At 62.9% G+C, this 12,067-nt stretch carries 6 protein-coding genes; 4 read left to right on the top strand and 2 right to left on the bottom strand.

The features are described 5' to 3' along the window. Nucleotides 1–425 precede the first annotated feature (425 nt). Together uvrA and ACXJKO_RS07750 are read left to right on the top strand one after the other, a co-directional pair. Complete coding sequence (gene uvrA, locus ACXJKO_RS07755; protein ID WP_457090509.1) at nucleotides 426–2,972, top strand: excinuclease ABC subunit UvrA; 2,547 nt, start codon at nucleotides 426–428, stop codon at nucleotides 2,970–2,972. Between the two features lie 512 nt (nucleotides 2,973–3,484). After that, nucleotides 3,485–3,742, top strand: coding sequence for an FmdB family zinc ribbon protein (locus ACXJKO_RS07750; RefSeq protein WP_457090508.1), 258 nt, complete (start codon nucleotides 3,485–3,487; stop codon nucleotides 3,740–3,742). Nucleotides 3,743–3,837: 95 nt separating this feature from the next. On the opposite strand, the gene ACXJKO_RS07745 is transcribed toward ACXJKO_RS07750, so the two are convergent. Together ACXJKO_RS07745 and ACXJKO_RS07740 are read right to left on the bottom strand one after the other, a co-directional pair. Continuing rightward, nucleotides 3,838–5,034 carry a glutathione-independent formaldehyde dehydrogenase gene (locus tag ACXJKO_RS07745; protein WP_457090507.1) on the bottom strand — a complete coding sequence of 399 codons (1,197 nt, stop codon included), beginning with the start codon at nucleotides 5,032–5,034 and terminating at the stop codon, nucleotides 3,838–3,840. 127 nt (nucleotides 5,035–5,161) lie between these two features. Then, nucleotides 5,162–8,035, bottom strand: a complete 2,874-nt coding sequence (locus ACXJKO_RS07740) for an AAA family ATPase (protein WP_457090506.1) — start codon at nucleotides 8,033–8,035, stop codon at nucleotides 5,162–5,164. Nucleotides 8,036–8,365: 330 nt separating this feature from the next. Between ACXJKO_RS07740 and ACXJKO_RS07735 the strand changes: the two genes are divergently transcribed. After that, the gene (locus tag ACXJKO_RS07735; protein ID WP_457090505.1) at nucleotides 8,366–10,648 is read left to right on the top strand and encodes a PAS domain S-box protein; all 2,283 of its coding nucleotides are present in this window, start codon (nucleotides 8,366–8,368) and stop codon (nucleotides 10,646–10,648) included. Nucleotides 10,649–10,891: 243 nt separating this feature from the next. Beyond that, on the top strand, nucleotides 10,892–12,067 hold the full coding sequence (locus ACXJKO_RS07730) for a zinc-dependent alcohol dehydrogenase (RefSeq protein ID WP_457090504.1): 1,176 nt from the start codon (nucleotides 10,892–10,894) through the stop codon (nucleotides 12,065–12,067).

Below are 12,067 nucleotides of genomic sequence, written 5' to 3'. Positions count from 1 at the left end.
CTACAATCTCACTCGGGTGCTGAACATCCTGGGTATTCAGCCGCTGATGGCCGCCCTCAGGACTTAGGGGCGGGTTCTGCCCGCGTCATCACGCCTGTGACACGCCGGATCCTCGCTTCAGAGGCGATGGGAGCTTCATTCCATCGACGATAAGCCAATCCGCGCTCGCCCATGATGGTGAAGGGCCTTGGAGCGGGGAAAGCCGCAATCCGTCTTTTGCGAAAGCGTTTTGACACGACCAAGACCCGAAGCTGACATTCGCCGGTTCGGGACCGTATGCCTTGCGCGCAACACAGGCTCCATGACAGTCCTGGCGTTCAACGACAAAGCCTGTTCCCGACGCGGAGGCGGAAACCATTCCTCTGGCGGGGAGCGTCGGACCGCCCTAGATCAATCACGGATCCGATATCTCGCTGAGCCAAGCAATGCCAGAGAACACCAAGCTTCGATCTCCGATGGCCGTGCGGGAAGGAACTGGGTTTGTCCGCGTCCGCGGGGCTCGCGAGCACAATCTCAAGAACATCGATCTCGACATTCCTCGCGACGCCCTCGTGGTGTTTACAGGCGTGTCCGGTTCTGGAAAATCTTCGCTGGCCTTCGGAACCCTTTATGCCGAGGCACAACGGCGGTATCTCGAGTCAGTATCACCCTATGCGAGGCGGCTGTTCCATCAGATGCCGGTTCCCGATGTGGACGACATCGATGGTCTGCCGCCCGCCGTCGCGCTTCAGCAGCAGCGCGGTTCGCCGACCACGCGCTCCTCGGTGGGCAGCGTCACAACGTTGTCCAACCTGCTGCGCATGCTTTACTCCCGGGCCGGCGACTATCCGCGCGGCCAATCGATCCTCTATGCGGAATCGTTCTCACCAAATACCCCCGAGGGAGCCTGTCCCCGATGCCATGGCCTGGGCCGGGTCTATGAGGTCACCGAGCAATCGATGGTACCTGACAACTCGCTGACCATCCGCGAGCGGGCGATTGCCGCTTGGCCGACCGCCTGGCATGGCCAGAACCTGCGCGACATCGCGACCACGCTCGGCTTCGACGTGGATCGTCCGTGGCGGGATCTGCCCAAGAAGGATCGCAACTGGCTGCTTTTCACCGATGAGCAACCGACCGTTCCCGTCTATCCCGGATATACGCAGCCGGAGGTTCGGCGCGCGCTCAAGCGCAAGGAGGAACCGGCCTATCAGGGTACGTTCACGAGCGCCAAGCGCCATGTGCTGCACACCTTCGCCAATACGCAGAGCCCGCTGATGAAGCGGCGGGTGTCACAATACATGGTGAGCACGGAATGCCCGCTCTGCCACGGGAAGCGCCTGCGCCCCGAGTCCCTATCCGTCAAGTTTGCAGGACTGGACATCGCCGACATCTCCAGTCTGCCGCTCATCCGTCTTGCCGACATCTTCCGCCCCTACGCGGACTCGACGGCCCCGCGGATGGCAAAGATCGAGGCGGAGCATCCGGAAAAGGCGGTGGTCGCGCAGCGCATCGCGCAGGATCTCGTCGCCCGGCTGAGCGTCATGCTCGATCTCGGGCTCGGCTATCTTGCCGTCGATCGCAGCACCCCGACGCTTTCGCCCGGCGAGCTCCAACGGCTGCGGCTTGCCACGCAGGTGCGCTCCAATCTCTTCGGCGTGGTCTATGTGCTCGACGAGCCGTCGGCCGGGCTTCATCCGGCGGATACGGAGGCGCTGCTGAAGGCGCTCGGGCAACTGAAGGCGTCCGGGAATTCTCAGTTCGTGGTCGAGCACAATCTCGATGTCATCCGTCATGCCGACTGGATCGTCGATGTTGGCCCTGGCGCGGGGGAGCACGGAGGCTTCGTGATCTATAGCGGTCCGCCGGACGGGCTCAGGCAGGTCGAAGCCTCGCAGACCCGGCGCTTCCTGTTTGGCGAAAGCTCCCTCCCATCTCGGGAAGCGCGTCCACCGAATGGCTGGCTGCGCCTTTCCGGGGTTACACGCAACAACCTGGACGGGCTCGACGTCGCATTTCCCTTGGGCGTGTTCACGACCGTGACAGGCGTATCCGGCTCGGGCAAGTCGAGCTTGGTCAGCCAGGCGCTGGTCGAATTGGTAGCGGAGCATCTGGGGCACGATATCCCTGCGCAGGAGGAAGAGGGCGAGGAGCTTGAGCGGGCAGAGGCAATGACCAGCGAAGGCCGGATCATCAGTGGCATGGAAGGGATCAAGCGCTTGGTGCGCGTTGATCAGAAGCCGATCGGGCGCACGCCGCGTTCGAACCTTGCAACCTATACCGGCCTTTTCGATCATGTCCGCAAGCTGTTTGCCGCAACCAAACAGGCCCGCGCCCGCCGCTACGATGCGGGACGCTTTTCCTTTAACGTCGCCAAGGGCCGCTGCCCGCATTGCGAGGGCGAAGGCTTCGTGATGGTCGAGCTGCTGTTCCTGCCGAGCGTCTATGCACCCTGCCCGACCTGTCATGGAGCGCGGTACAATGCCGACACGCTGAAGATCAAGTACCGCGACAAATCCATCGCCGACGTGCTCGCAATGACAGTCGATGCGGCCTGGGAGTTTTTCGCCGACGAGCCGCCTTTGCATCGGTCCCTCACGATCGTGCGCGAGGTGGGTCTGGGCTATCTGCGGCTGGGCCAACCTGCGACCGAGTTATCCGGAGGGGAGGCGCAGAGGATCAAGCTTGCGACCGAGCTGCAACGGATCCAGCGCGGCGATACGCTCTACGTCCTCGACGAACCGACGACCGGATTGCATCCCGCCGATGTGGAAAGGCTCATCTCCCAGCTCGATGGGCTCGTCGAAGCCGGCAACACTGTCATCGTGGTCGAGCACGATATGCGTGTAGCGGCGAGAAGCGACTGGGTCATCGATCTCGGTCCGGGAGCTGGCGACGAGGGTGGGCAGGTGGTTGTATCGGGGTCGCCAGTCGAAGTGGCAAGAACATCGGGCAGCCGCACGGCGCCCTATTTGGCGTATGCACTTGCGTGATCCGGAGCTGCCTTTAGCAGATCTGAGGGTGTTGTCACATTAACTCGGGAGCGAGGGCAAGGTGTGTAGATGGGATGGCGTGATCGAGCCCATCAGCTACCAACGCCACCGATTCCCATTCCAGATCATTGCCCATGCGCTCTGGCCCACCGCCAGATCATGCAGGCGGTCGAGCATCGCTCGCATAAAGGGCGGCAGGCGCTGCTGCTTTACCAGCTAGGCAACTCCATATACCTGAATGCACCCGGCGTTAGTTGACGTGACAACACCCCTGTGGAGCCGCGCCGTTGTAGACTAGGAAAGGCTGCGAATGGTACATTGGTCTGCATCAGTCTGATCGCGGAAAGCCGTGATCGGCAATGTGTTTTCCGGGACCTGCGCGTGATGTGGCCAGCCTGACTTGGTTCAGGGCGTCCGGCGTTAAGCGAGCCTATCGATCACGGGCGGACCTGTCGCAGCAATTGCCCGCCGTTACTGTAGATTGCACCGCCTCTTGCTCGCACGGAAACTGCATGAGAGGGACGAAGACCATGCCGCTTTATGGATATCTCTGTGACGCATGCGGACCGTTCACGGTATTGCGGCCGATGGCGGAATTCAGCGACTCGTCCCTGTGTCCGATCTGCGGCGCTGCGGCGCCGCGCGCGATCCTGAAAGCACCGACGATCGCCGGCACCGCTTCCGTCCGGAATCGCACCTTCGTCGCGGACGACCCTGGACGCAGCCTAATGCGCCATCCCGCAGGCTGCGCGTGCTGCTTCGGACGGTAGCAGTTGCAGTCCAGCAGCCGAAAAATGGGCCCACTCAACAATGGGCCCATTTATTGGATGCATCGGTCGCGACTCTGACACACAGAGTACTGCCGCTATGAAGCTTTCGGCACGCTGCCGTGCGGATCGATGACGTACTTCACGGGCGCGCCCTGATCGAACTGCTGATAAGCCTCGACTGCCTCATCGAGGGAGATGAACTGGGTGTTCAGGAGCGGGGTCAGGTATGGCATCCGGTCATTCAGGATCGCCATCATCAGTTCGCGATGATAGTGCATCACAGGGCACTGGCCGGCCGTCAGGTGAGGCGACTTGATCCACGCTTGTCCGAACGCGATGGGATATTTGCCCTGCTTCTCCTCCTCATTCCGGGCTTGGGAGTCGCCATACGTATAGATGCCCGGAATGCCCATGGCGCCGTTGGCGCGCACTACTTGGAAGAGGGTGTTGAGAACCGCGGTCGGGTCCTCGGGAGCATCGGGGCCGTAGCCGTGGCATTCCCAGCCCACCGCATCGACGCCGGCATCAACCTCCCGCTCCCCGAGAATCGCTTCGATCTGGTCCGCTACGGGTTCGGGTTTCGACGTGTCGACGGTCTCGTAGCCGGCGTTCTTCACCAGCGCGAGGCGCTCCTTGTTGTTGTCGCCGACAATGATCACTGCCGCCCCGAGCAGCTGGGCTGAAGCAGCAGCGCAGCGGCCGACCGGGCCCGCACCGGCGATATAGACTGTGTGCCCTGGCCTGACGCCCGCCGTGAAGCAGCCGTGAAAGCCGGTCGGCAGGATGTCGGAGAGGAGCGTCAGATCCCTGATCTTCTCCATCGCCTGGTCCTTGTCGGGGAACGCCAGGAGCTGGAAGTCGGCCCAAGGGACCATCATGAAATCGGCCTGGCCGCCCTGCCAGCCGCCGAGATTGAAGCCATAGGCTCCGCAGTCCACCTCGTCGTTCGCATTCATGCAGGTGTCGGTGTGGCCGTTCTTGCAGTTGCGGCACTTCCCGCACGCGACATTGAACGGGACCGATACGATGTCGCCCTTCTTGATGAACTCCACATGAGAGCCGACCTCGACGACTTCGCCGGTGTTCTCGTGCCCGAGGATCATGCCGCTGGGAGCCGGGAAACGCCCGCGATAGATGTGGAGATCGCTGCCGCAGATGTTGGTCGTGATGAGCTTGACAATGACGCCGTGCTCGCACTTCTGCCCCTTGGGGCCGACCAGCTTCGGATAATCGTAGCTTTTCACCTCAAGCTTGCGAGGCGCGATATATGTGACCGCTCGATTGCCTGCCATTACATGATCTCCTCTCATGTGATCCCGTCGCCAAAGGTAATCCCCGCACGCAATACTGCTCTTGGTGCCAGTCCGATCGGATTGGGTCGGCTTCAGACCTATTGCCGGGCTCGGCCACTGCGGCCTCCTACTCGGCAGCCGTGCGTCCCCCGTTGCCCGTTCCGCGCTGTGCTTTCCGCTCGACTTCGACGGCGCTGCGAGGCTCGTCCTTCGTGCCGCCCCGAGCCGGCTCCGCAGCTTGCGTTTCTGCGGGTTGCGGCTCCAGCACTACCTTCTGCTGGTTTCCGTCCCAGCGCGCGAGCACCCGGTCACCCTCCTGAACCTCGTTTGCCAGCATCGCGCGGGCAAGCTGGGTCTCCAGCTCGGAGCGAATGAGGCGCCGCAGTTCGCGGGCTCCGAACTCCGGCCGGAAGCCGGCGGCCGCCAAGTGGTCGACAAGGCTGCCGTCGATGTCAAGCTCGACGCCTTGGCCATGGGCGGTGCGTTTCACCCGCTCCAGCTGGAGGTCGACGATGGAGCGGATCTCGCTGCGGGCAAGGGCGTGGAAGACGATGATCTCGTCGATGCGGTTGATGAATTCCGGCCTGAAATGGCCGCGCAACACGTCCATCAGCTCGCGCTTGAGACGGGCCTGGTCGTCTTCGGCCGTGCCGCGCAGGTTGAGGTGGCGCTGGATGATGTCTGAGCCCAGGTTCGACGTGGCGATCAGGATTGTGTTGGTGAAGTCCACAACGCGACCCTTGCCGTCGGTGAGCCGCCCGTCGTCGAACACCTGCAGCAGCACGTTGTAGACATCCGGGTGGGCCTTTTCGATCTCATCCAGCAGCACGACGGAGTAGGGGCGCCGGCGTACGCGCTCGGTAAGCTGTCCGCCTTCCTCATAGCCGACATAGCCGGGAGGCGCGCCGATAAGGCGGGCGACCGCGTGGCGCTCCATGTACTCCGACATGTCGAGGCGGATCATCGCGTCCTCCTCGCCGAAGACTGTCTCGGCGAGAGCTTTCGCCAGCTCCGTCTTGCCGACGCCGGTGGGGCCGAGGAACAGGAAGGTCGCGATGGGACGGCGCCCCTCCCGCAGGCCAGCGCGCGCCAGACGCACGGCGTCGCTGACCGCGCTGACCGCCTCCTCCTGACCGATCACGCGCTTGTGCAGGCGCTCTTCCATCTTCACGAGGCGCTGGCGCTCCTCGGTCGTGAGTTCGTTGACCGGCACGCCGGTGAGCTTGGACACCACCTGTGCGATATGCTCCGTGCGCACTTCGGTCGAGGCCGAGCCGCGTTCACGCCGCCACCGTTCGTTTGCGCCCTGCAGATCCTTGTTGCGGGCATCGTGCCGGGCCTGGATTTCCGAGGCGCGGTCGAAGTGCTTGCGGGAGGAGGCGTAATCCTGCTCGCGCTTGAGCTGGCGCACCTCGGCTTCCATTTCCTGCACGTCCACGGGCCGGGCGGTGGCCGAGATCTTCACCCGGGCGGCGGCCTGGTCGATCAGATCAATGGCCTTGTCGGGCAGGAAGCGTCCGGTGATGTAGCGGTCGGACAGTTCCGCTGCCGCGATGACGGCCTCGTCCGTGATCGTGACCTTGTGGTGTGCCTCGAGGGTATCGCGCAGGCCGCGCAGGATCATGATGGTCTGGGCGACCGTCGGCTCGGGCACGAAGACCGGCTGGAAACGGCGCTCCAGGGCGGCATCCTTCTCGATATATTTCTGGTACTCGTTGAGCGTCGTCGCGCCGATCAGGTTGAGCTCGCCGCGGGCGAGCGCCGGCTTGAACACGTTGGCGATGTCGAGCCCGCCTTCGCCGCCGCCCTGGCCTGCGCCCACGATGGTGTGGATCTCGTCGATGAACAGGACCAGCTCATCCTCACGCTCGGTAACCTCCTTGAGGATCTGCTGGACGCGCTCCTCGAACTCGCCCCGATACTTGGAGCCGGCCACCATGGAGTTGATCGAGAGTTCAACGAGGCGCTTGTCGCGCAGGCTCTCCGGCACCTCGCCCCCAACGATGCGCTGGGCGAGGCCTTCGACGATGGCGGTCTTGCCGACACCCGGCTCGCCGATGAGGACCGGGTTGTTCTTCTTGCGTCGGGCCAGCACCTCGATGGTGGTCTCGATCTCCTTGGCGCGGCCGATCACCGGATCGAGCTTGCCCTCGCGGGCGAGCTTGGTGAGATCGCGTGAATATTTGTCGAGATTGGGAGTGTTGGTGGGCGTGTCGACCCGCCCTTCCTCGGCCCCGCGGCCGACCACCTTGGTGACCTGTTGGCGGATGGCCTGAGGGGTGAGGCCATAGCGGTTCAGGACATCGGGTGCGATGCCTTCCCCCTCCTCGGCCAAGCCGATGAGCAGGTGCTCGGGGCCGACATAGGAGTGGCCGAACTCGCCGGAGACCGCGAAGGCGCGCGAGAGGGCGCTCTTCACCCGGGGCGAGACGCCGATTTCACCGCCTTCCTCCGGATTGAAATCGCCCCGGGGGCTTTCCTGGACGATCTGGTTGCGCAGGTCATCGAGCGAGACCTTGAACTGGTCGAGGATGGTGCGGACGACGTCACTTTCGGTCAGAGCGAGCAGGAGATGTTCGGTGTCAACCTCGCGGCGGCCGAATTCGCCGGCACGCCGGGCGGCCGATTGAAGGATCTCCTCAGCATGCTCGCTCAGACGGTCCGCCACGCCTGCTGCCGCGCCGCGGCCGCGGGTGCGTCCACGCCCGGACCTGATTGGGACTGACGAGGATTTATCTCTAATGTCAGGAGCCGCCTCAGACTCATTGCGCGTGTCTGCCAATGGGTTGCCGCCGAAGAAATCATCGGAGAAAAAGTCATCGAACAGGCCGCCCCGTCCACCGAAGAGGGACTCCAGCGGTGAGCTTGACCGCTGCTGCCGCGCCAAACGCCGGTAATCGACGTCGCAGAGCTCCATGGTCTGGCGCTGGCCGTTGCTGACCACCTGCGCTCGAACGGTCGCAGGCCGGACACCACAAATGTCACACAATCCGTCTGCCATGGCATGCCTCCATGCTGGCTATCCCGCGCCCTGGACGGGCGTTCTGTCATTTCAGCAGACGCTCGCCGCAGCACATTGCTACAGCGCGATTCATGGAGGGTAGCAGTTGCGAGGGCTTATACGCATACCGGTCGATTCCTGAGGAAAGGTACGTGGCTTCGAACCAAACGCGCGGGCCGACCTCCATCAGCCCACCCTTACATCACAGAGCAGGTGTGGGCAGGATTGGCCGGGAAAGACGCGTAGCCGCAGTCCCGTTTGGCAAGCCGCCCTAACAACCGTAAAGTTCTGTCGGAAGGCCCCTCATGATGTGTTTCCAAGAGGAATGAAATGAGCACGGCGGAAGGCTTTCCCAACGGCGGCATCATGAGTGAATGCGTGCGGACCCACGACTGGGCTGCCACGCCCCTCGGATCAGCAGAGACTTGGCCGCAGTCGCTCCGCACCGCCTTGAGCATCATGCTGAGCTCCGCCTTCCCCACCTACTTGGCCTGGGGACCGGAACTGACGAGCTTCTACAATGACGCCTACATTCCGATCATGGGTGACAAACCGAACGGCCTCGGGCAGCCGTTCCCCGAGGTCTGGTCGGAGGTATGGGACACCATCGGTCCGATCACCAAGCGGGCCATGCAAGGCCAGGCCAGCTACTTCGAGGACCTGCCGCTGACGCTTATGCGCCGCGGCTATCCCGAGGCAACATGGTTCTCGTTCTCCTACAGCCCCATTCGTGATGAGACGGGCGGGGTTGGCGGGGTGCTGTGTACGATCCACGAGACCACCGAGCGCGTCCGGGTCGAGTCAGCCCTGCGCGAAAGCGAGAACAAGCTTGCAGCCATTCTGGAGCAATTGCCGGTTGGTGTGGGTCTCGTCGACCCGGAGGGAAACATCGTCCTGAGCAACCAGATCCTCAAGCAGTACGCCCTTGATAAAATCCCCTCCAGAGATCCCCTGCAAGGCGAGCGCTGGCGGGGCTACACCCCTGAGGGCCAGCGTCTCAGCCCCTCCGACTATCCGAGCGCGCGGGCGCTGCGGGGTGAGACCGTTGTTCCAGGTGTCGACTTCCTCGTCACACTCCCCAATGGTCAGGAGATCTGGACGCGGGTGAGCGCTGCGCCCTTCCGCAAGACCGCTCAGGAGAGTCTGGGCGCAGTCTTCGTGGTGCAGGTCGTCGAGCGGGAGAAGCGGACGGAGCAGGCGTTGCGCGAAAGCCAGGCGCTGATCCAGGCTGCCATCGAGCTTGTCGGCCTGTCGCCATACACCTGGAATCCGGTCACGGGAGCACTGAACTGGGATGCCCGGCTCAAGGCGATGTGGGGGCTGCCGCCTGATGCTCATGTCGACGAGGAGGTATTTCTATCCGGCATGCATCCCGAGGATCGCGCTCAGGTTGAAGTCGCGCTCGCCCATTGCGTCGATCCCACAGGTGATGGTGTCTACCACATCGACTATCGCGTCATCGGGATCGGGGATGGGGTCGAGCGCTGGGTTTCCACCCAGGGCCGAACCACTTTCGAGAATGGCTGTCCCGTTGCGTTCATTGGAGCCGCCCTGGACATCACGGAACGCAAGCGGGCCGAAACCGCTCTGCGTGAGAGCGAAGAGCGCTTCCGGCAGTTCGCCGAGAACTCGAGCAACACACTTTGGATCCTGAACTTCGAGACGATGAACCTCGAATACCTGAGCCCCGCTTTCGAAGCCGTTTGGGGCGAGCCGCAGGAGGGAGTGCTCGGCGATCCCAGCCGTTGGAGCCGCTTCCTCCATCCGGATGACCGAGAACGCGCGCGAGGCGCGCTTGAACGCGTCAGACTGGGCGAAATCGGCACCGAGGAGTTTCGCATCATCCGGCAGGATGGGGTCGTGCGTTGGATGCGCAACACCTTTTTCCCCATTCGCGACGCGCAGGGCCAGATCCGCCGAGCCGGCGGCATTGCACAGGACATCACGCGCCATGATGGGCGTTTTGTGTATGTTGTCGATGCCGAAGAGACCACCCACCGAGGTCTGTCCCATTTACTTCGCGACGCCGGCTACAGGGTCAGAGTGTTTTCGTCTGGCAAATCCTTCCTGGAGGCGGCCCCGGCTCTCGCAGCCGGGTGCGTGGTTCTCGACATTTGCCGGTCTGGCGCTGGTGGTCTGGTTATTCCGAGGGAGCTCAAGGCCCGGCGCATCGGTCTGCCGGTCATTGTTCTGGGCGACGCCAAAGGCGACGTGACCTTTGGGGTGCAGGTGATGAAAGCTGGAGCCGTGGACTTCCTGCCGGTCCCGTATGACTCGAACCAGCTTCTGGCCGCAGTGGCGTCGGCCGCAGCCAGCACCCATGAGGAGGATGAGCAAAACCAGGAGGCAGGCCGGGCGCGGCTTCGGGTTGCCGAGATGTCGGAACGGGAGCGCGAAGTCCTGGCAGGTTTATTGGCCGGCAAGACCAACAAGGAAATTGGACGGGACATCGGTCTCAGCCCTCGAACGGTAGAGACACATCGGGCCCATGTTATGCAGCGGCTTGGCGCACAGACCCTGTCACAAGCCGTGCTGGTCGCAACCTCCGCGGGGTTCCAGTCGCCCAGCCCAGGGCTGAAGATGCCTCAGGGGTCAGACACGCACGAAACCTAATCGCCCAGCAGGAATATCCCGCTCAATTGCTGTTCTGGCTATAGGTCGGCAGAGCGGACTACCGCGCTGCATCAAAATAAAGCGGAATGTCCCTCAGGATTTATCCGCAGCACTTTCCGAAAGCGCAGACGTTCAAAAGCCACGAGCCCTGACGACCATCCCCGCAGAGATCTGCCCCCTGCCATAACGATTTCCGGACGCAGGAGCCTCTGCATCTTCGTTGGACAAGAGGAGGAGGAAGGCATGCGAGCCCTCGTTTGGCACGGCAAGGAAGACATCCGGTGCGATACCGTCACTGACCCCGAACTCGAGCAGCCGCGCGACGCCATTATTAAGGTGACGAGCTGCGCTATCTGTGGCTCGGATCTTCATCTGTTCCATAATTTCATTCCAGCCATGCTGCCCGGCGATGTCATGGGGCACGAGATGATGGGAGAGGTCGTTGAGGTCGGGCCCGAAGCGAGGAGCAAGCTCAAAAAGGGGGACCGCATCGTTGTCCCGTTCACGATCATCTGCGGCGAGTGCGATCAGTGCAAACGCGGCAATTTCTCGGTGTGCCAGACCACCAACCGCAAGAAGGATCTCGCTGACAAGGTATTCGGTCACGCGACCGCAGGTTTGTTCGGCTACACGCATCTGACCGGCGGCTATCCTGGCGGTCAGGCCGAATATCTCCGCGTTCCCTTTGCCGATGCGACCCACATCAAGGTGCCGGATGGTATCCCCGACGAGAAGGTTCTCTTCCTCGGTGACATCTTCCCGACCGGCTGGCAGGCCGCCGTCCAGTGCGACATCCAGCCGACGGACACGGTGGCGATCTGGGGCTGCGGTCCCGTCGGTCAGATGGCGATCCGCAGCGCCGTCCTCCTCGGCGCCAAGCAGGTGATCGCCATCGATCATTTGCCGGAGCGCCTGGAAATGGCGGAAGCCGGCGGTGCCATCACCATCAACTTCGACGAGGAGAGCGTGGTCGAGCGTCTGAACGAGCTCACCGGCGGCGAGGGCCCGGAGAAGTGCATCGACGCCGTCGGGTTGGAATCCCATGTCTCGCCCTCCATGCCGGATACGGTCTACGACCGCGCCAAGCAGATGCTGGGAGCCGAAAGCGACCGGCCGCACATCCTCCGCGAGATGATCTACGTCTGCCGCCCGGCCGGGGTGATTTCGATCCCGGGTGTCTATGGCGGGTTGGTCGACAAGATCCCGATGGGTCAGCTGATGAATAAGGGTCTGACCATCCGGGCGGGCCAGACGCATGTCAACCGTTGGACCGATGACCTTCTGCGCCGCATCGAGGAGGGGCAGATCGACCCATCGTTTGTCATCACCCACACGGTCAGCCTCGATGAGGGGCCCGAGATGTACAAGGTGTTCCGCGACAAGCAGGACAGCTGCATCAAGGTGGTTTTGAAGCCCTAA

The organism is Microvirga sp. P5_D2 (assembly GCF_054049475.1).
Note: the sequence above shows the minus strand (reverse complement) of the source record. Positions and strands in the feature narration are given on the sequence as shown.